17 protein-coding genes are annotated in these 20,335 nt (G+C 74.3%); 6 read left to right on the top strand and 11 right to left on the bottom strand.

The annotated features are described in order from the left end of the window. Window positions 1-179 precede the first annotated feature (179 nt). A complete protein-coding gene (locus tag ACFV4N_RS23945; protein WP_499674813.1) occupies window positions 180-1,583 on the top strand; it encodes a cellulase family glycosylhydrolase in 1,404 nt (467 codons plus the stop codon). 51 nt (window positions 1,584-1,634) lie between these two features. Here ACFV4N_RS23945 and ACFV4N_RS23950 read toward each other — a convergent pair whose 3' ends face one another. From ACFV4N_RS23950 to ACFV4N_RS23965, 4 genes are all read right to left on the bottom strand, one after another. Then, a complete protein-coding gene (locus tag ACFV4N_RS23950; protein ID WP_499674814.1) occupies window positions 1,635-2,096 on the bottom strand; it encodes a DUF3237 domain-containing protein in 462 nt (153 codons plus the stop codon). Then, a complete protein-coding gene (locus ACFV4N_RS23955) occupies window positions 2,093-2,683 on the bottom strand; it encodes a TetR/AcrR family transcriptional regulator (RefSeq protein ID WP_499674815.1) in 591 nt (196 codons plus the stop codon). Before ACFV4N_RS23955 ends, ACFV4N_RS23950 begins: the two co-directional genes overlap by 4 nt. Window positions 2,684-2,690: 7 nt before the next feature. Next, window positions 2,691-3,581, bottom strand: coding sequence for an ATP-grasp domain-containing protein (locus ACFV4N_RS23960; RefSeq protein ID WP_499674816.1), 891 nt, complete (start codon window positions 3,579-3,581; stop codon window positions 2,691-2,693). A 67-nt stretch (window positions 3,582-3,648) separates the two neighbouring features. Beyond that, window positions 3,649-5,016, bottom strand: coding sequence for a Gfo/Idh/MocA family protein (locus ACFV4N_RS23965; protein WP_499674817.1), 1,368 nt, complete (start codon window positions 5,014-5,016; stop codon window positions 3,649-3,651). A 391-nt stretch (window positions 5,017-5,407) separates the two neighbouring features. On the opposite strand from ACFV4N_RS23965, the gene ACFV4N_RS23970 reads away from it, so the two are divergent. Continuing rightward, window positions 5,408-6,145 carry an STAS domain-containing protein gene (locus ACFV4N_RS23970; RefSeq protein WP_499674818.1) on the top strand — a complete coding sequence of 246 codons (738 nt, stop codon included), beginning with the start codon at window positions 5,408-5,410 and terminating at the stop codon, window positions 6,143-6,145. A 24-nt stretch (window positions 6,146-6,169) separates the two neighbouring features. Here the strand turns inward: ACFV4N_RS23970 and ACFV4N_RS23975 are convergent, their stop codons facing one another. From ACFV4N_RS23975 to ACFV4N_RS23985, 3 genes are read right to left on the bottom strand one after another with little or no spacing between them, the layout of a single operon-like run. After that, window positions 6,170-6,820, bottom strand: a complete 651-nt coding sequence (locus ACFV4N_RS23975) for a response regulator (protein WP_499674819.1) — start codon at window positions 6,818-6,820, stop codon at window positions 6,170-6,172. After that, on the bottom strand, window positions 6,817-7,932 hold the full coding sequence (locus ACFV4N_RS23980; protein ID WP_499674820.1) for a sensor histidine kinase: 1,116 nt from the start codon (window positions 7,930-7,932) through the stop codon (window positions 6,817-6,819). Before ACFV4N_RS23980 ends, ACFV4N_RS23975 begins: the two co-directional genes overlap by 4 nt. Continuing rightward, entirely contained in the window at window positions 7,910-9,073 is a 1,164-nt protein-coding gene (locus tag ACFV4N_RS23985; protein ID WP_499674821.1) for a glycosyltransferase 87 family protein, read from the bottom strand. The genes ACFV4N_RS23980 and ACFV4N_RS23985 overlap by 23 nt, the downstream gene beginning before the upstream one ends. Window positions 9,074-9,220: 147 nt before the next feature. Between ACFV4N_RS23985 and ACFV4N_RS23990 the strand changes: the two genes are divergently transcribed. Continuing rightward, window positions 9,221-10,045: an FkbM family methyltransferase gene (locus tag ACFV4N_RS23990; protein WP_499674822.1), complete on the top strand. Its 825-nt coding sequence runs from the start codon at window positions 9,221-9,223 to the stop codon at window positions 10,043-10,045. Here ACFV4N_RS23990 and ACFV4N_RS23995 read toward each other — a convergent pair. Together ACFV4N_RS23995 and ACFV4N_RS24000 are read right to left on the bottom strand one after the other, a co-directional pair. Next, window positions 9,981-10,805 carry a hypothetical protein gene (locus ACFV4N_RS23995; protein WP_499674823.1) on the bottom strand — a complete coding sequence of 275 codons (825 nt, stop codon included), beginning with the start codon at window positions 10,803-10,805 and terminating at the stop codon, window positions 9,981-9,983. The two genes, ACFV4N_RS23990 and ACFV4N_RS23995, sit on opposite strands and share 65 nt — an antisense overlap. Continuing rightward, a complete protein-coding gene (locus ACFV4N_RS24000; protein WP_499674824.1) occupies window positions 10,802-11,725 on the bottom strand; it encodes an ABC transporter ATP-binding protein in 924 nt (307 codons plus the stop codon). The genes ACFV4N_RS23995 and ACFV4N_RS24000 overlap by 4 nt, the downstream gene beginning before the upstream one ends. 152 nt (window positions 11,726-11,877) lie before the next feature. On the opposite strand from ACFV4N_RS24000, the gene ACFV4N_RS24005 reads away from it, so the two are divergent. The 3 genes from ACFV4N_RS24005 to ACFV4N_RS24015 are packed head-to-tail and all read left to right on the top strand — an operon-like array spanning window position 11,878 to window position 13,996. Beyond that, entirely contained in the window at window positions 11,878-13,056 is a 1,179-nt protein-coding gene (locus ACFV4N_RS24005) for a sensor histidine kinase (protein WP_499674825.1), read from the top strand. Next, window positions 13,053-13,739, top strand: a complete 687-nt coding sequence (locus ACFV4N_RS24010; RefSeq protein WP_499674826.1) for a response regulator — start codon at window positions 13,053-13,055, stop codon at window positions 13,737-13,739. The genes ACFV4N_RS24005 and ACFV4N_RS24010 overlap by 4 nt, the downstream gene beginning before the upstream one ends. Before the next feature lie 2 nt (window positions 13,740-13,741). Next, window positions 13,742-13,996, top strand: coding sequence for a hypothetical protein (locus ACFV4N_RS24015; protein WP_499674827.1), 255 nt, complete (start codon window positions 13,742-13,744; stop codon window positions 13,994-13,996). A 78-nt stretch (window positions 13,997-14,074) separates the two neighbouring features. Here the strand turns inward: ACFV4N_RS24015 and ACFV4N_RS24020 are convergent, their stop codons facing one another. Beyond that, a complete protein-coding gene (locus ACFV4N_RS24020; RefSeq protein ID WP_499674828.1) occupies window positions 14,075-16,447 on the bottom strand; it encodes a SpoIIE family protein phosphatase in 2,373 nt (790 codons plus the stop codon). Window positions 16,448-16,483: 36 nt separating this feature from the next. Beyond that, on the bottom strand, window positions 16,484-20,335 hold a 3,852-nt coding region (locus ACFV4N_RS24025; protein WP_499674829.1), incomplete at its 5' end, for a HAMP domain-containing protein.

Here is a 20,335-nt window from a genome sequence, read left to right on the forward strand (position 1 = left end):
GCCGGGGAGTCCTCCCGGCGGGGCGGCGGACCCGTGCCCGGGGACGTCCCGGACCGTTGATCACGCAAAGTTACCAGGCACGACGCTATGTACGTGCACGTGCATCCCGGTGTACGGTCCCCGGTCTAGGAGCGCTCTGGGAGCGCTCCCAGAACGCTGTCGAGATGAGGAGGGGCTCAGTGAAGCGCTCCACCGCCGTACTGGCGACGTCCGCGGTGGCCCTCGGTTGCGCGGCGGCGGTCCTGCCGCACGCCGCGGCCGCCGCGCAGGGCTGCCGGGTGGACTACACCGTCACGAGTCAGTGGCAGGGCGGGTTCCAGGCCAACGTGAAGGTCACCAACCTCGGCGACGCCCTCAGCGGGTGGTCGCTCGGGTTCTCCTTCCCGAACACCTCGCAGAAGGTGACGCAGGGCTGGAACGCCACCTGGTCGCAGTCCGGTTCCTCGGTCACCGCGACCAACGTCGACTGGAACCGGTCGCTCGCCACCGGCGCGTCCACGGACCTCGGGCTGACCGGCACGTGGTCGGGCGGCAACCCCGTGCCCGCGTCGTTCACGCTCAACGGCGTGGCGTGCACCGGGTCGCCCACGTCGACCAACCCCACGAGCACGACGACCACGACGACCACGAACCCGCCGGCGCCCCGCAACCCGGTGGAGGCCAACGGCCAGCTGCGGGTCTGCGGCGTGAACCTCTGCAACCAGTACAACCGGCCGATCCAGCTGCGCGGCATGAGCACGCACGGCATCCAGTGGTTCGACAAGTGCTACAACAACGCCTCGCTCGACGCGCTGGTCAACGACTGGAAGGCGGACCTGTTCCGCATCGCGATGTACGTGCAGGAGCAGGGCTACGAGACCAACCCGACCGCGTTCACCAACCGGGTCAACGCCCTGGTGGACATGGCCGAGTCCCGCGGCATGTACGCGCTGATCGACTTCCACACGCTCACGCCGGGCGACCCCAACTACAACCTCCAGCGCGCGAAGACGTTCTTCGCCGCGGTGGCCGCCCGCAACGCGAACAAGCGCAACGTGATCTACGAGATCGCCAACGAGCCCAACGGCGTGAGCTGGGCCGGCATCAAGAGCTACGCCGAGCAGGTCATCCCGGTCATCCGCGCCGCCGACCCGGACGCGGTGGTCATCGTCGGCACCCGCGCCTGGTCCTCGCTGGGCGTGTCGGAGGGCTCCAACGAGTCCGAGGTGATCAACAACCCGGTGAACGCGACCAACATCATGTACGCGTTCCACTTCTACGCCGCCTCGCACAAGGACAACTACCGGTCCACCGTGAGCCGGGCGGCGTCGCGCCTGCCGCTGTTCGTCACCGAGTTCGGCACGGTCACCGCCACCGGCGGCGGCTCGTACGACCGGGCGAGCACCGCGGCCTGGCTCGACCTGCTCGACAGCTTGAAGATCAGCTACGCGAACTGGACGTACTCCGACGCCAACGAGAGCAGCGCCGCGCTCCGGCCCGGCACCTGCAACGGCGGCGACTACTCCGGCAGCGGTGTGCTCACCGAGTCCGGTGCGTACATCAAGAGCCGGATCAGCACGCCGGACAACTTCCCGACGAGCTGACGCCCCGGTGACGAGGACCGGGCCCCGCCGCGCGGCGGGGCCCGGTTCCGTCTACAGAGGACTTTCCGGGCCCGCGGCGCGCACGCGGTGGAACTCCAGCGAGACGGCCGGCGGGCGGCCCGGCCCGAGGAGCGGGGTCAGGGTGCCGACGAGGACCGCGTCGTTGAGCCAGGCGTACGGGCCGTCGACCGGCGCTTCGACGCGGGGCGAGGTGAGCCCGGCCGACCCGTCGGCGGGGATGGAGCCCTCGTTGGTGACCGTGAGGACCGTGCCGTCGCCGGTGCGGACCAGGTACCGGGCCGAGACGGACGCGACGCCGTCTGCGCGCACCGCGTTCCAGTCCGCGCCCAGCGGCAGGACCTCGCCGGTGATGAGCGGTCCCCTGGCGACGCCGCCGGTGATGGGGATGACGCGGCGGTGGCCGGCGGGCGTCGCGCCCGCGTCGACCGGCTCGCCGATCAGCACCTCCAGGCGGGCGACCAGTTCCAGGGCGGGCTCGGTCACCGGGCTCACGTCCTCTCCGGTTCCGGTGCGGGCACGCCGAGGCCGAGGCCGCGCCACAGCCGCAGCAGCCGGTCGGTGAACGCCTCGACGTCCAGGTGGGGCTCGTCCGACAGCAGCCAGGAGTTGATGAACGCCCCGGTGCCGGCGGTGACGAACAGCGCGAGGTCGTCGAGGGTGCCCGGGTCGGGGGCGTCGGCGCCGGCCGGGCGCACGAGGTCCCGGTTGAGCGGCGCGAGGAGTTCCCCGAGGGCCTCGACCAGGGCGGAGGCGCACGAGCCGGACAGCATCGCCCGGTAGAACGCCCGGTGGTCGGCGAAGTGGCGGACCGCGGTCAGCACCCCGGGGCGGCCGAGCCCGTCCTCCGGCGGCACCAGTTCCCGCTCGGCCAGGTCGAGCGCGGCGGCCACCAGCAGCGCGTCCCGGTCGCCGAAGTGCTGGTACACCAGCTGCCGGCTCAGCTCGGCGGCCTCGGCCAGGTCGGTCACGGGCACGGCGGTGGTGCCGCGCTCGGACACCAGCCGCACGGCGGCGGCCAGCAGCGCGGACCGGGTGCGCCGCACGCGGCGGTCCAGGGGGCGCGGCGGACCGATCGACACCCCACGTTTATATACAGGTGTTGCGAAGTGAACAAGTGTCCGGGAACGGTCGGGCTTCGGGCAGCAGGTCCACCAGCGCGGCGGGCGGGATCGTCAACGGCCGGTCGCTGACCTGTCCGTCCCCCAGCTCCACCACGCGCCACTCGCCGTCGTCGCGCCGGACCAGGTCGGCGGTGACGAACGGCAACCCCAAGCGGGCCACGAGGGGCGCGACGCCGGTCAGGTCCGGTTCGCCCTCGGGCAGGTCGTCGGCGGTGTCGGGGTGGGGACCGACCAGCCGGCACGTGCCGTCGACCCACCAGGTGCGCACCTCGGCGGAGGCGAAGCGCTCGAAGCGGCGCAGCACGAACCCGCCGACCACCTCCTCGCGCAGCTCCCGGAACCGGCTCGCCACGGCCCACGCGGCGTCGGCGTCGGCCAGGTCCGGGATGAAGGCGGCCTCGTCCCAGTGGTGCTTCATCGACTTGGTGTAGTCGCGCAGCACCGCCGGGCCGGCGCCCAGCTCGCCGCGCGCCCGGTCGAAGCCGGCGCGGTCGTCGCCCACCGTCCACACCGACGGCGGCGTGACCGCCGCCAGGTCCGGGTACCAGCCGGGCAGCTCGTGCGCCCGCCGGTACTGCTCCGGGTCGGTCCACGGGCGCACGCCCCGGCGCCGCAGCGCGGCGGCGAACGCCGCGTACCGGTCGGCGCGCAGCATCCAGCCGCGGTAGGCGGCCGTGCCGCCGCCCTCGGGCACCCGGCGCACCGCCCGGTCGGCGTCACCGGTCGGGTCGGCGAGCGCGTCGTGGTCGACCAGGGCGACCGCCAACCCGGCCGCGCGGGCGGCCTCCGCCTCGGCGGCGAAGTGCTCGTCGGGGCGGCGGGGGTGGAGCACGTCGGCGGGCACGAGCAGCATCATGGCCCGCATCGTGCCACCGACCGGCGTGCGCGACCCCACCCACCGGGAGCCCGCGACCGCCACCCCGTCACCACTCCGCGGCGAGTCCCAGGTCCGCGATCCGCACCACCTCACCGGTCCGCAGCGAGCGGTTCGCCGCGATGCCGACGCCGGCGCCGCGCAACCCGTCCACCACGCCCGCGCGTCGACCCAGCGGGTCAGGCGCCGAACCGGGCCGGAACACGTCGTCGAGCAGGTGGGCGTCACCGCCGCCGTGGGGGCCGTCGCCCCGCGGCACCCGCACCTCCTCGGCGACCGACCAGTGCCGCTGGAGCAGCAGCCGCTCACCCGCCGGGCGCGGGTTCGACGCCGACGCCGCGGCCGGGCGCTCCGGGGCCACGCCGGGATCGACCGCCGGTCGGCCGACCACGCCGGCCGCGCCCGCCGGCAGCACGTGCCCGCGCTCCACCACGTCCAGTTCCAGCCTGCCCGCCGTGCCGTTCACCGCGACCCGGTAGCCCTCCCACGGCGAGTGGGCGTTGAGCGAGTAGCTCAGGGACGCGCCCGAGCCGTACCCGACGACCACCGACAGGTTGTCCTCGGTGGTGATGCCGCCGCTGAACACGTCCCGGTCGCGCAGGTACCCGTCGTCCGGCTCGGCCTCCAGATAGAGCCTGCGCAGCACGTCGTCGGCAGCCAGGTCCAGCGCGAACGGGTCGCGGTCCGCCCCCGGCGCGCCGGTCGAGCGCTCCGGCCGCGCGTCCAGCCCCCGCCGGGCGGCGTTGTCCGCGCCGTAGAAGCGCAGGCCGCCCAGCGCGAACACGGTCCGCGGCACGTCCCCCAACCACCAGTTGACCAAATCGAAGTGGTGGCTCGCCTTGTGCACCAGCAGCCCGCCGGAGTTCGCCTTGTCCCGGTGCCACCTCCGGAAGTAGTCCGCGCCGTGCACGGTGTCGAGCACCCACTCGAAGTGCACCGAGGTGACCTCGCCGATCGCGCCCCCCGCGACCAGCCTGCGCAGTTCCCCGTTGCGCGGCGAGTAGCGGTAGTTGAACGTCACGACCAGCTCGCCGGCCGAGTCGCGGACGGCGTCGGAGATCGCCCGCGCGCCCTCGGCGGTGGTGGTCAGCGGCTTCTCCACCACCACGTCGCAGCCCGCCCGCAGCGCCGCGACCGCGTAGTGGTGGTGGGTGGCGTCCGGCGAGGTCACGATCACCGCGTCCGGCCGCTGCTCCCGCAGCAGGTCCGCGAACCGCTCGGGCGCGTAGCGCGCCGGTGCGTGCCCCAGCACCTCGTCGTAATAGGACATCCGGGTGGGGCTCGGGTCGCACCACGCCACCACCACGCCGTCGTCGGCGTACTCCCCGGCGAGCGCTTCGACGTACATCGCGGCGCGGTGACCGACGCCGACGACGGCGTAGCGGCGACGGGACCGCCCGCCGGGGTTGGACTCCACCGCGCTTCCTCCCGAACCTGTCAGGGTGCCTGGACGAGACCCCCCGTGCCGCACCGTCCACTGTGGTCGCTTCGCAGCGCACCGCCGGGATCCGCCGCAGCCCGGCCGGGAAGACCGCCACCGGCGTCGTGCTCGCGTTCTCCGCGTGCGTGCCGCGGGCCGGTTTAGTCGAGGTGCCGCGGGGCGCGACCACCGGTCCCCCGGCACGAGGACCAAAACGGACAAAAGATGATAATCACACGGATTCCGCGTGACGAGGCCAGGCAAACGGGTGACTTCGGGCCCCTGGGAAGCGTACTGGCAGTGACACGACCCGGTTGACGAGCTATGACGGACAGGGGGATTCGAACAGGAGCACTTGGCGAGCAAACCAGCCATGGGTGGAGACTGCGTGACGACCGACACCGACCTGTCGCTGCGAGCGGTGAACCGCGGCGACGTGGTGCTGCTGTCCCCCGCGGGGCGGCTGGACCTGTCCACCTACGTCGGCATGCGTGACGGTTTGCTCAAGCACGTCGCGGAGCAGCCGCACGCGGTCGTCGTCGTGCTCGGGCCCGACCTCGAACTGGGCAGCGACCCGCTGGCCAGCGTGTTCGCCGCGGTGTGGATGCGCTGCTGCCGCTGGCCGGGCGTGCCGCTGATGCTGGTGGCCACCACCGAGCGCCACCGCGGGATGCTGAAGCGCACCGGGCTGGGCCGCTTCGTGCCCTGCCACGACCGGCTGGACACCGCGCTCGCCCTGGCGACCGCGCCGGCGCGGCGGCACCGCAACGAGATGCAGCTGCCCGCGGACACCGACGCGCCGCACCTGGCCCGCGACTTCGCCCGCCGCACCTGCCTGAAGTGGAACCTGCGCGACGCCGGCCCGCGCACGGTGCTGCTGGCCGGCGAGCTGGTCGAGATCACCAGGGCGCACACCAGTTCCGCCCTGGTGCTGCGCATCGAGCGGTTCCCGGACCAGCTCACCGTCGCCGTCCGGCACACCGGGCCGTCGCCGCGCGCCGCCGGCCGCCGGCTCGACCTGACCCGCATCCACCGGCTCAGCACCGCCTGCGGCAACACGCCCACGCTCGACGAGGGCCGCGTCCTCTGGGCGGCCATCGGCATCTGCTCCGACGGCCGCGCCTGAAAGACCGCTCCGGACCGGACCCGGTCACCGCCGCCGGTCGCCCACCAGCCCGCTCTCGTAGGCCAGCACGACCGCCTGGACGCGGTCGCGGAGCCCCAGTTTGGCCAGGATGCGGCCGACGTGGGTCTTGACCGTCTCCTCCGCGATGGACAACCGCTCGGCGATCTCCGCGTTGGACAGGCCGCGCGCGACCTCGCCGAGCACCTCGGTCTCGCGCGGGGTCAGCCCGGCCAGCTCGCGCGGGCGCGCCGGGGCCTGCAGGACGAACCGCTCGATCAGCCGGGCGGTGACCTGCGGCGCGAGCAGCGCGTGCCCCTGCGCGACCACGCGCACCGCGTTGACCAGCTCCTCGGCGCGGGCGTCCTTGAGCAGGAAGCCCGCGGCGCCCGAGCGCAACGCCTCGTACACGTACTCGTCGAGGTCGAAGGTGGTCAGGACCAGCACCCTCGGCCGGTGCGGGCCGTCGAGCAGGAGGCGGGTGGCGGCCAGCCCGTCCAGCACCGGCAGCCGCACGTCCATCAGCACCACGTCCGGCCGCTCGCGCCGGCACAGCACCACCGCGTGCTCCCCGTCGCCCGCCGCGCCCACCACGGTCATGTCGGGCTGCCGGTCCAGCAGGGCGGTGAAGCCCTCGCGGACCATCGCCTGGTCGTCGACCACGACGATCCTGATCACCTGGGCGCTCCTCGCTCGGGGACGACCGCGTCGACGACGAAACCGCCCTCGCCGTCGGGTTCCGCCCGGAAGCTACCGCCGAGCAGGTCCACGCGCTCCCGCATCCCCGAGATGCCCTGACCGGCCGGCCCGGGTTCGGTCACCAGCCCGTTGCGGACGCGCACGCGGACGGCGCCGCCGGACCGGGTCAGCCGGACCTCCAGCGGCCGGCCCGGGGCGTGCTTGAGCGCGTTGCTCAGGCTCTCCTGCACGACGCGGTAGACCGACAGCGCGCGCAGCGGCTCCAGCCGCCGCAGGTCGTCGTCGAACTCCAGCTCCACCGGGGTGCCGACCCGGCGGATGGACTCGACCAGGGCCTCGACCTGGTCGAGCGTCGGCTGCGGGGCGCGCTCGGCCTCCGCTCCCCCGCGCAGCGCGCCGAGCAGGTCGCGCATCTCGTTGAGCGCCTGCCGCGCCTTCTCGGCCACCTCCCGGAACTCCTCGGCCGCCTGCGGGCTCAGGTCGTCGAGCCGGTAGGGCGCGGTCTCGGCCTGCACGGCGAGGACGGACATGTGGTGCGCCACCACGTCGTGCAGCTCGCGGGCGATCCGGGTGCGCTCCTCGCGCACCGCCAGCGCCCGCGCGACCTCCGCCCGCGCCGCCCGCGACCGGCCGAGCAGCACGGCCGACACCACCGCCAGCGCCACCATCTCCGGTCGGGTCACCTCCACGACCAGCGCGGCCACCACCGTGGCGCCGGCGGTGGCCGCCGCCGCGACCGGCCGCCCGGTCAGGCCTACGCCGTGCAGCGCCACGAGCACCGCCCACTGCCCCGGCGTGAACAGGCTGCCCGTGCTCGCCCCGACCGCCACCTCGATCACGTGCGCGGCGCCGCAGGCGACCAGCAGCGCCGCCCACGCGAGCACGGACCGCCGCCGCCACCACAGCACCGGCGCGCTCTGGCTCGCGGCCAACGCCACGGCCGTGAGCAGCCGGGCCCACCACGGCCAGTCGTCGGGCAGGGCGCCGCGCGCGAGCACCCCGAGGTCCAGGGCGAACAGCAGCGCGACGAGGACCGGGGTCACCCACGGGCCGAACCGCGCACCCGGGTCACCCGGCAGGCGTCGCCACATCGGTCCGGCTCCTTCCCCCGCTCGACCGCTGATCATCGTCCCGCACCAGCAGGCCCACCACGAGCAGCGCCAGCGGGTAGACCAGGTAGCCCGGGCGGGTCGCGGGCGCCAGCAGGGTCGCCGCGGCGAGGCCCGCCGCGCAGTGGAACGCGGCGCCGGCCGCGCCGCGCGGCGGGCGGCGCGCCAGCCGGACCAGCAGGACCACCGCCGCCGCGACGAGCAGCACCACGGCGAGCACCCGGCCGCCCGGCACGTGCTCCGCGACCAGGCGCCCGGGGAACGGCGCGGCGGCGGGCGACGGCACCGCCTCCAGGCCCGCCGGGAACCGCACGTCGTGGACCAGCAGCCCGGCCGCCGACGCGGGCAGGAGGAACACCGCCACCACCGCCGCCGCGCTCCCCGCCACCGCGAACCGCCGCCGGTCCACCGCGGCCAGCGCCACCACCAGCGGCCACGCCGTCAGCTTGGCCGCGCACGCCAGGCCGGCCACCAGGCCCGCCGCGACCGGCCTGCCGTCGCGCGAGAGCACCACGGCGACCAGCAGCGCGCCGACCACGGCCAGGTCGTGGCCGCCCGTGGCCAGCAGCAGCGCCGCGGGCGGCGAGGTGACCAGGACCAGCCACAGCCCGGACCGCCCGGCACCCGTGCGGCGCGCCACGAACAGCACCGCGACCCCGTGGACCAGCAGGAAGGTCAGCCGGGGGTCGGACAGCACCGGGCCGAGGCCGGCGCGGGCGGCGAGCACCGCGGGCACGCCCAGCAGCGCCATGGCGGGCAGGTAGGGGAAGTAGGCGTCGACGCCCGAGCGGGCCACGGCGTCGGCCAGGTCGGCGCCCGTCGGGTACAGCGGCCGCCCGTCCAGCAGCCGGCGCGCCGCCTCGAACACCGCGGTCACCTCGTTCTGCGCCCGCCCGGTCGCGGCCAGGTGCGCCAGCGGGCCCACGAGCGCGCCGAGCGTCACCAGCCGCACCACCGCCGGGCGGGCGCCGGGCCTGAGCAGCGTCAGCAGCGCGGCCGCCGAATAAGCGCACAACGCCCACCAGGCCCAAACTCGGTGATTGGGCAGACCGATCACGGTGACGACGGCGGCGAATGCGGCGCACAACGCGTGGAGCGCGGGTTCCGGTATTCGCTTCAGCACCGGGCGAGCCTAAGAAGAGTCAGCTCATCGGCACATCCCCGGCGAGAGCCAAACCCGAGTAGCTCTTGAGGGGGATTTCACCCCGGTCTTTCCCCCGTAATTTTCCGCAGCACCGCCGAGGTCCCGTGGGGAAAGCCGAGGAAATACATGTCGTCCGACACGCGCGCGTTGTCGTCCCGCTTCCGCGACCGCCTGGTGGACGGCGGCATCCGGGCGCTCGCCCGGACCGGCCGGTGGGTCGAGCCGGAACTGCTCGGGCTGCGCGACCTGGTCGGGCCGGGCGACGTCTGCCTGGACGTCGGCGCGGCCCTGGGCCTCTACACCGCCGAGCTGTCCCGCCTGGTCGGCCCGTCCGGGGCGGTGCACAGCGTCGAGCCGCTGCCGTTCGCGCACGTCGCGCCGTCGCGGCTGCTGGGCCTGCGCGACCGGCCCGGCGTGCGGTGGCACCGCCTGGCGCTGGGCGCGCGGTCGGGCACGCTCGCCATGAGCGTGCCCCTGCGCGGCGGCAGGCCGGTGAGCGGGCGTTCCTTCCTCACCGACGGCGCGGCCGGCCTGGGCTCCAACGCGGAGTTCGACGACCACGCCGAGGTGCTGGTGCCGACGTGCACGCTGGACGAGTTCCGCGACCGGCTGGGCGTCGACCGGGTCGACTTCGTCAAGGTGGACGTGGAGGGCGCGGAGCTGGACGTGCTGCGCGGCGGCGCCGGGCTGGTCGAGCGCGACGCGCCGGCGTTCCTGCTGGAGATCGAGCAGCGCCACCTGGACCGCTTCCGGCGCTCGGCGGGCTCCGTCGTCGACTGGTTGGCGGAACGCGGTTACCGGATGTCCACGTGGGACGGCCGGGCGTGGCGGCGCGCGGACCGGGTGGACGAGCGCCGGCGCAACTACCTGTTCACGCACCGGGACTTCACACCGCCCGGGACCGCAGGGCGAGGTAGCCGCCCACGAGCGCGGCGGTCGCCCACGCGGTGAGGATCAGCAGGCCCGCGACCGGCCCGAGTTCGGGGTCGGCCTGAGCGCCGACCGTCATCAGCTGCGCGCCCGCGTGGTCGGGCAGGTAGCGCGCGACACCGCGCAGCGCCTCGACCCGGTTGGCCAGCGGTGAGAGCACCATGACCAGCACGACCAGCAGCGACGTGGCCAACGCGGTGTTGCGCAGCACCGTGGCCACGCCGACGCACAGGGCGTACATCAGCACCAGGTAGCCGACCGCGCCGAGCGTGGTGGGCAGCACGTCGTCGTGGTCGAGCGGCACGCCGTACCGGCCCAGCCCCCACTGGGTGGCGGTGACGCCGCCCGCGGCCGTGAGCACCGCGACGACCGCGGCCGGCACCAGGCCCGCGACCACCTTGGCCAGGTAGAACCGGCCACGGGAGGGCACCGCGGTCAGCGACGTCCGGATGGTGCCCGACCCGTACTCGGAGCCGACCAGCAGCACGGCGAAGGCGATCAGCAGGACCTGGGCGTACCGGAGCGGGTAGTGGCCGGCGGTAACGGGGTGGAAGTCCGGCCGCACGACGTCCAGGCCCCGGTCGAAGGCGTTGCCCACGGACCAGCCGCTGAGCCACCCGAGCGCGACGGCCACCGCGCAGGTCAGCACGAGCAGGACGATCGCGGACCTGAGGGTGGCGATCTTGGTCCACTCCGCGCGCACGGCCTCGACGGTGGCGTTGCCGGCGGTGTCCCGGCGGGCGGTGGCGTCGCGGGCCGGGCCGGTGGTCTCCCCCGTCACGACGCCACCGCCGGCGCGGTCGCGCGGAACCCCGAGGCGTCCGCCGTGAGCCGCAGGAACGCCTCCTCCAGCGAGTCGGCGCGGGAACTCAGCTCGTCCAGCGCGATCCCCCCGGCCGCGGCGACCCGGCCGACCGCCGCGGTGTCCGCGCCGGGCACCAGGACCACCGACGACCCCGCGTCGTGCCGGGCCTCCAGCCCCTGCCCGGCCAGCAGCTCGAGCAGCCGCGCGGGCTGGGCGGTGCGGGCCAGCGCGGTGGGCACGCAGTGGCGGCGGACGAACTCGTCGGTGGCGGTGTCGGCCAGCAGCCGCCCGCCCGCGATGACCACCAGGTGCTCGGCGGTCACCGCCACCTCCGCCATCAGGTGGCTCGACACCAGCACGGCGCGCCCCTCCGCGGCCCACGTCCGCACCATGGTCCGGATCCAGCGCAGGCCCTCGGGGTCGAGGCCGTTGCCCGGCTCGTCGAGCAGCAGGATCGCGGGGTCGCCCAGCAGCGCGGCGGCCAGCCCCAACCGCTGGGACATCCCCAAGGACAGCCTGCCCGCGCGCCTGCGGCCGACGTCGGCGAGGCCGACCAGCTCCAGGACCCGGTCCACCCGCCGCATGCCGATGCCGTTGGACCGGGCCAGCCACCGCAGGTGGTCGACCGCCCGGCGCGCCTTGTGCGCCGCGCCCGCGTCGAGGAGCGCGCCGACCTCCCGCAGCGGGTGGCGCAGCTCCCGGTAGTGGACGCCGTTCACCAGCGCCCGGCCGCGCGTCGGCCGGTCGAGCCCGAGGACGATCCGCGCGGTCGTGGTCTTCCCCGCGCCGTTGGGCCCCAGGAAGGCGGTCACCCGCCCCGGGCGCACCGCGAAGGTCAGGTCGTCGACGGCGGTGACGTCGCCGTAGCGCTTGGTCAATCCCTCTACTTCGATCACGTCCCGATCGTCGCGACGGCGCGGTGCGGGCACATCGGACCGCGGGCCGGCCGCGCTCGACCTCCGGGGCGGTCCCGCGCCCCGCTCCCCCACCCCGGTAGGTCATCCCCGAGGCGGAGGTGCGCCGCGGGGAGCTGCCGTAGATTGGCCGCGTGGTCGGACGTTCGACCGGGCGCGCCGCCTTCGCCCGACGCCTGGGGCACCGCGAGCTGGTCGCGCTCGACGCCGCCGCTGCCGCCCTGCTGCTGGTCACCTACCTGGCGCAGCTGCGCGTCCGGTTCCCGGGCGGTGTCGCCGTGCTGCCGGACCTGCTGGTGGTGGCGGGCATGGGCCTGCCGGTGGCGGTGCGCAGGCGGTGGCCGGTCCCGGTGCTCGGCGCGGTCGGCGCGCTGTCGGTGGCCGCGGCGTTCCTGGACGTGGTGCACGAGCCGTTCCTCGCGGTCGCGCTCGCCGCCTACACCGTCGCGACGACCGCCTCGGTCCGGTGGCCCGCGCCGACGCCCGCGGTCGGCGTCGGCGGCGCGGTGGTCGTGGTCGGCGGTCTCGTCGCGGGCACGCCCGGCGGCACGGGGACCTCCGCGCCGCTGCTCGTGCTGGGCACGGCGCTGGTCGTCACCGCGTGGACGATCGGCTGGGCGGTGCGCGAGCGCCGGGAGCACGCCGAGCGTTCGAGGTGCGAGTTCGCCGCGCGGACCGTCGCCGAGGAGCGGCTGCGCATCGCGCGGGAGCTGCACGACGTCGTCGCGCACGACCTCGGCGTGGTCGTGGTCAAGGCGGGGGTGGCCAACCACGTCCTGCCCGACCTGCCGCCCGCGGCGCGGGAGGCGCTGACCTCCATCGAGGCGGCGAGCCGGTCCGCGCTGGCGGAGATGCGCCACATGCTCGGCGTCCTGCGCACCGGCGTCCCGGCGGCGGCCCCGCTGCCACCGTCCACCGGGCTGGTCGGCGTGCCCGCCCTCGTGGAGCGGGTCGCCGCCGCCGGTGTCGCCGTCGACCTGCGCGCCGAGGGCGTCGAGGGGCTGCCCGGCAGCGTGGACCACTCGGCGTACCGCATCGTGCAGGAAGCGCTGACCAACGTCGTCAAGCACGCCGCGCCCACCCGCTGCCGCGTCGACCTGGCGGTGGACGGCGGCCGGCTGCGCATCGAGGTCGTCGACGAGGGGCGGGCCGGCGGGCCGGCTCCGCGGCCCCGACCACGAGGAGGGCACGGGTTGATCGGCATGCGTGAGCGCGTCGCGCTCTACGGCGGGCACTTCGACGCGGGCCCGCGTCCCGGCGGCGGCTTCGCCGTGACGGCCACGCTGCCCTGCGCCGCCGCGGACCGGCCGTGAGCGGCCCCATCCGGGTGCTCATCGCCGACGACCAGGCGCTGCTGCGCGGCGGCTTCCGGATGCTGGTCGACAGCGCGGACGACCTCACCGTGGTCGGAGAGGCGGAAGACGGCGTGGCCGCCGTGGAGCTGACCCGGCGGCTGCGGCCGGACGTGGTGCTCATGGACGTCCGGATGCCGAAGGTGGACGGCATCGAGGCGTCCCGGATCATCCTGGGCGCGCCGGAGACCGCCGCGACGCGGGTCATCGTGCTGACCATGTTCGGCCTCGACGCGTACGTGTTCTCCGCCCTGCGCGCCGGGGTGAGCGGCTTCCTGCTCAAGGACGTGACGCCGGCCGAGCTGCTCCACGCCGTCCGCGTGGTGGCGGCGGGCGAGAGCCTGCTCGCGCCCTCGGTGACCAGGCAGCTCATCGCGGAGTTCTGCCGGCGACCGGAGGTTCCGCGCGGCGAGCCGGCCCCGCGCCTCGACGGCCTCACCGCGCGGGAGCACCAAGTCCTCACCCTGATCGCACTCGGCCGGTCGAACACCGAGATCGCCCGGGAACTGCACATCAGCACCGCGACGGTCAAGACGCACGTCACCGGCCTGCTCCGCAAGCTCGACGCCCGCGACCGCGTGCAACTGGTGATCATCGCCTACCGGAACGACGTCGTCGGGCCCAGGACGTCGGGGATCATGTGACCATGCTGGAGTTCAACGAGGACAACGGGTCCTACGAGTGGTGGATCACCACGCACCCCGAGCAGTTCGTCCTCGACGCCGAGCACACCCTCGACCCGCGCGGCATGGTCCTGCACCGGGCCACGTGCCGCGAGGTCAGCGGTCCACCGCCCGAGGGCGGCTCGTGGATCGGCGACCGGGTGAAGGTCTGCGGCACCCGCCGGGAGCTGGAGCAGCGCTACCCCACCGCCCGACCGTGCGGCCGGTGCCTGCGGTGACGCGGGCGCGGGCGGGACCGGGCCGGTGACCGCCGCGGCGGCCGGGCCACCGCGGTCACCGGCCGGCGCGGCGCCCGCCTACGCCAGCCGCACGCCCACGATGCACGTGTCGTCGTCGGTGTCGGCCGGGCTGCGGTCGAGCAGGTGGTCCAGCCGCCGCTCCAGCGAGCCCTCGAACCCGGACGCCGCCGTGAGCAGCCAGTCCAGGCACTCGTCGAGGTCGGCGTCCCGCCGCTCGATCAACCCGTCCGTGTAGAGGAGCAGGGTGTCGTCGGCGTCCAGGACCAGCTCCTCCTCCTCGTAGTCCGCCTCGGAGATCGCGCCCAGCATCACCCCGCGCGGGTTGTCCAGCGCCCTCGCCCGGTCGTCGCGCACCAGCACGGGCGGCGGGTGGCCGGCCCTGGCCCAGCGCAGCACCCGCGTGTTCGGGTCGTAGAGCGCGCACACGGCGGTGGCCAGGATGTTGTCGGTCAAGTGGTGCGCCACCAGGTTGAGCCAACCGAGGAGCTGCGCCGGGCCCGCGCCCGTCGCGGCCAGGCCGCGCAGCGCGTTGCGCAGCACCACCATGCCGGTGGCGCCCTTGATGCCGTGCCCGGTGATGTCGCCGACCGACAGCAGGATCTGCTTGGACGGCAGCACGACCGCGTCGTACCAGTCGCCGCCGACCAGGTGCTCCTGCTCGGCGGGCCGGTAGCGCACCGCGATCTGGAGCCCGAACGCGTCGATCGACGGCTGGGTGAGCGGCATGATGGCGCGCTGGAGCTGGAGCGCCAGCCTGCTCTGCTCGGCCGCCTGCTGCTCGGTGTGCGCGAGCTGGTCGCGGGTGGCCGACAGCGCCACCTCCGTCCAGTGCTGCGCCGACACGTCCTGGTAGGCGCCGCGCACGGCGAGCAGGCGGTCGCCCGCCAGCACGGGTTCGGCGACGACCCGGATGTGGCGGACGATCCCGTCCTGCCGCTGGAACCGGAACGAGGTCGAGTCGGGGCGGCGGTGGTGCAGGACGGTGCGCAGGAACCGGGTGATGGTGGCGGTGTCGTCGGGGTGGCAGTGCCCCGCCAGCGCGGCCAGCGGCACGGGGTCGTCGGCCGGGTCGAGGCCGTAGAGGGCGAACAGCTGGCTGTTCCAGGTGATCCGCCCGCCGGCCACGTCCTCCTCGAACCCGCCGATGCGCCCGAGTCGCTGCGCGTGGTGCAGCAGGTTCGCCAGCCGGGTGGTCTCGTCCTCCACGCGCCACACGACCAGGACGCTGTCGCCGTGCCTGGTGATGCCGACGCCCGCGGTGACGTTGAGCGGCACCTGCTCCACCAGGGCGGTGAGGACCATGCGCTCGCTGCGGAACGGCTCGCCGGTCGCGTGCACGTGCTCGACCTTGTCGAACAGGTCGCCCTCGCCCGCGGCCAGCGGGTAGGCCTCCAGCAGCAGCATCCCGGTCACCGAGCCGCGCGGCCTGCCCGCGAGGTCGACGAACCGGTTGTTGACGTGGTGGATGCGGAAGTCGAGCAGCTCGCCCGCCGACGACAGGTGCGGGCGCAGCACGAACGCCGGGTCGAGCAGGACGTCGGCGAGGTCGACCAGCTCGTCGGCCACGGGGGTGTCGGCGTCCTGCTCCGCGCCGGGCGTGCTCTCCAGGGTGTGGGCGCACAGCTCGGCCAGCGCCTCGACCTGCCGCCGGATCTGCGGTGGCTGCGGCGGCTGCGGCTCCACCCAGCAGATCTCCAGCACGCCGACGACGCGCCCGCCGGACTCCGCGGGCGCGGCGACCCTCGCGCCGTGCAGGTCGTGGTGCCCGACCGAGGGCAGGCCGGACTCGGTGAGCTGCGGGATCCACACGGTGGTGCGCTCGGTGAGCGCCCGCCGCGCCGGGGTGGAGATGCCCGGCGGCACGTACCGCCACCGCCTGGCCTCCTCGGCGGTGAACCCGGCCGAGCCGCGCAGGGTCAGCGAGGCGTCCATCGCGGCCGACCAGATGGCGACCGCGGTCGCGCCCAGCGGCGCCAGCGCGTGCTCCAGCAGCGATTCGGCCACGGCCTGGGTGTCGCCGGCGGCCAGCGCGCCGCTCTCCGCGGTGCGCAGCCGGACCACCGCGGACCGGCCGGAACCCGCCGCGCCGCCGGTGGGCGTCGGCGCCAGCAGCTCGCGCGCCACCTCGGTGAACCGGTCGCGCGCCGCCTGGTTGACCACGTCCGCGGCCAGCTCCAGCAGGCCGAGCCCGGCCTGGTCGGCCAGCAGCTCCAACTGGCGCGCGGCTTCCGCCGGGCCGCAGCCCAGCCGCTCGACGAGGACGCCCTTGGCCATCTCGATGAGCGCGCGCCCGTCGGCCATGGCATGCGCCTCCCGCACCTCGCGGGACAGCCGGTCGACCGTGGCGGCGAGCCGGGTCAGGCCGGCGCCGGCGACGGCGGGGCGCGGCGGGGCCGCGGGCGACGGGTGGTCCGTGGCGTCAGTCGACAAGCGGGTGCTCCTCGGTCTGCGGGCGGCGGAACGGCATCAGCGGTCCAGCCAGCGCTGCACGCAGTTCACGAGGTCGTCGGAGTCGACCGGCTTGGTCACGTAGTCGTTGGCGCCGGAGTCCAGGCTCTTCTCCCGGTCGCCCGGCATCGCCTTGGCGGTGACCGCGATGATCGGCAGGTCGGCGTGCTCCGGCATGGCCCGGATGGCCGTCGTGGCGGCGTAGCCGTCCATCTCCGGCATCATCACGTCCATCAGGATCAGGTCGACCTCCGGGTTGGCCGACAGCACCTCGATGGCCTCCCGGCCGTTCTCGGCGTGCAGCACGCTCACCCCGTGCAGCTCCAGGATGCTGCTCAGCGCGAACAGGTTGCGCGCGTCGTCGTCGGCGATGAGCACGGTCCGCCCGGCGAGCCTGCCGTTGACCGGGCGCGGCTCGGGCTGGTGCGCCGGGTCCTCGTGGCGCACCAGCGGCAGCACCGCGCCCGGCACCTCCGCGGTCAGGTGCAGGGCGATGCGCTCGCGCAGCTCGTCCAGGCTGGACAGCAGCTCCAGCGGCCGGTCGCCGGAGCGCGACTGGAGGCGCCGCTCCTGCTCGGGCGCCAGCCGCCGGTTGTTGTGCGCCAGCACCGGCACGTTGCGCAGCCCGGCGTCGCCGTCCATGGCCTCCAGGAACTCCAGCGCCGCGCCGTCGGGCATGTCCAGCTCCAGCACGACGCAGTGGCACGCCTCGGCGGCCAGCACGGCCGCGGCCTCCTGGGCGCCGACCACGGTGATGACCTCGACCGGTCCCCGCGGGTCGTTGCTGTCGGCCAGGTCGGTGACCGCGCTCTGCGCCACCAGGGACAGCAGGCCCTGGGGCCGCTCCTCGATGACCAGCAGCCGGCGCTGGTGCGCCGGTCCGCCCGAGCCGGTCTCGGCCGGGGCCTGGTGCTCCGCCACGGGCAGCGCGGCGGGCGCCGGGACGCCGCCCGCGGCGGGCAGCTCCTGGAACTCGGGGCGCGCCACCGGCAGGTAGAGGGTGAACGTGCTGCCCTTGCCCAGGGTGCTCTCCGCGGTCACCACGCCGCCGAGCAGGTAGGCGATCTCGCGGCTGATGGACAGGCCGAGGCCGGTGCCGCCGTACTTGCGGCTGGTGGTGCCGTCGGCCTGCTGGAACGCGCCGAAGATCGACTCGAGCTGCTGCTCGGCGATGCCGATGCCGGTGTCGGCCACGCGGAAGGCGATGGCCTGGCCGTGCCGCTTCACCGGCGCGGGCAGCTCGGCCGGGTCGGCGGGCTCGATGCGCAGCTCCACGCTGCCGGTCTCGGTGAACTTCACCGCGTTGGACAGCAGGTTGCGCAGCACCTGCCGCAGCCTGCTGTCGTCGGTGAGCAGCTCGGCGGGCACGCCGGTGGCGGTGGTGATGCGGAAGCCGAGGCTCTTCTGCGTGGTCATCGGCCGGAACGTGGCCTCGACGTAGTCCAGCAGCTGGCGCAGCGGCACGCGCTCGGGCGTGATGTCCATCTTGCCCGCCTCGACCTTGGACAGGTCGAGGATGTCGTTGATGAGCTGGAGCAGGTCCGAGCCCGCCGAGTGGATGATGCCCGCGTACTCGACCTGCTTCGGGGTGAGGTTGCGGGTCGGGTTCTGCGCCAGCAGCTGGGCCAGGATGAGCAGGCTGTTGAGCGGGGTGCGCAGCTCGTGGCTCATGTTGGCCAGGAACTCCGACTTGTACTTCGACGCCAGCGCGAGCTGCTTGGCGCGCGTCTCCAGCTCCTGCCTGGCCTGCTCGATCTCCAGGTTCTTGGTCTCGATGTCGCGGTTCTGCTGCGCCAGCAGCGCCGCCTTCTCCTCCAGCTCCGCGTTGGAGTCCTGGAGCTGCTCCTGCCGCTTCTGCAGCTCGCCGGAGCGGGCCTGCAGCTCGGCGGCCAGGCGCTGGGACTCCACCAGCAGCTCGTCGGTGCGGGCGTTGGCGACGATGGTGTTGACGTTGACGCCGACGGTCTCCATCAGCTGTTCGAGGAAGTCCCGGTGGATCGGGGTGAACCGGTGCACCGAGGCCAGCTCGATCACACCAAGCACCTGGTCTTCGACCACGATGGGCAGCACCACGAGGTTGATGGGCGAGGTCTGGCCGAGGCCGGAGGACACCGTGACGTAGCCGGGCGGCACGTCGTCCACGGCGATGGTGCGGCGGCTGCGCGCGGCCTGCCCGACCAGGGACTGGCCGAACCGGAAGCGGGTGGGCCTGGCGTCCGCGTCGACCGAGGCGGGGCGGCCGTAGGAGGCGATCAGGCGCAGCTCCGACTGCTCGTCCGCGTCGTCGGCGAGGTAGAACGCGCCGTACTGCGCGGAGACCAGCGGCGCCAGCTCGTCCATGATCAGCTCGGCGACGACGGCGAGGTCACGGCGGCCCTGCATGAGGCCGGAGATGCCGGCCAGGTTGGTCTTGAGCCAGTCCTGGTCCTGGTTGGCCTTGGTGGACACCCGCAGGGACTCCACCATCGAGTTGATGTTGTCCTTCAGCTCGGAGACCTCGCCGGAGGCGTCCACGGTGATCTGCCGGGTCAGGTCGCCGGACGCGACCGCGCTGGTGACCTCCGCGATGGCGCGGACCTGGCGGGTGAGGTTGCCGGCCAGCTCGTTGACGTTCTCGGTGAGCCGCTTCCAGGTGCCGGAGACGCCCTCGACCTCGGCCTGGCCGCCGAGCTTGCCCTCGGTGCCGACCTCGCGCGCGACGCGCGTCACCTCCTGGGCGAAGGCCGAGAGCTGGTCCACCATCGTGTTGATGGTCGTCTTCAGCTCCAGGATCTCGCCGCGCGCGTCGACGTCGATCTTGCGGGTCAGGTCGCCGTTGGCGACGGCGGTGGTGACCTGGGCGATGTTGCGCACCTGGTTGGTCAGGTTGTTGGCCATCGAGTTGACGTTGTCGGTCAGGTCCTTCCAGGTGCCCGCCACGTTCGGCACCCTGGCCTGACCGCCCAGGATGCCCTCGGTGCCGACCTCCCGCGCCACGCGCGTGACCTCGTCGGCGAACGCCGAGAGCGTGTCCACCATGGTGTTGATCACGCCGGCGAGCGCGGCCACCTCGCCCTTGGCCTCGACGGTGATCTTCTGCGACAGGTCGCCCCGCGCCACCGCCGTGGCCACCTGGGCGATGGACCGCACCTGGCTGGTCAGGTTGGAGGCCATCACGTTGACGTTGTCGGTGAGGTCCTTCCACGTGCCCGACACGCCGCGCACGGTGGCCTGGCCGCCGAGGTTGCCCTCGGTGCCGACCTCCCGCGCCACGCGCGTGACCTCGTCGGCGAACGCCGAGAGCTGGTCCACCATCGTGTTGATGGTGTCCTTCAGCTCCAGGATCTCGCCGCGGGCGTCCACGCGGATCTTCTGGGACAGGTCGCCCCGCGCCACCGCCGTGGTCACCTGGGCGATCGACCGCACCTGCGCGGTCAGGTTGTCGCCCATGACGTTCACCGACTCGGTGAGGTCCTTCCAGGTGCCCGAGACGCCCTTGACGTCCGCCTGACCGCCCAGCCTGCCCTCGGTGCCGACCTCCCGCGCCACGCGCGTGACCTCGTCCGCGAACGCCGAGAGCTGGTCCACCATCGTGTTGATGGTGTTCTTCAACTCCAGGATCTCGCCCCGCGCGGTCACCGTGATCTTCTGCGACAGGTCGCCCCGCGCCACCGCCGTGGCGACCTGCGCGATGGACCGCACCTGCGCGGTCAGGTTGCCCGCCATGAAGTTGACCGAGTCGGTGAGGTCGCGCCACGTGCCGGAGACGCCCTTGACGTCCGCCTGACCGCCGAGGATGCCCTCGGTGCCGACCTCCCGCGCCATGCGGGTGACCTCGTCGGCGAACGAGGAGAGCTGGTCCACCATCGTGTTGATGGTGTTCTTCAACTC

Source organism: Actinosynnema sp. NPDC059797, assembly GCF_042732085.1.
In the GTDB taxonomy this organism is placed as follows: domain Bacteria; phylum Actinomycetota; class Actinomycetes; order Mycobacteriales; family Pseudonocardiaceae; genus Actinosynnema.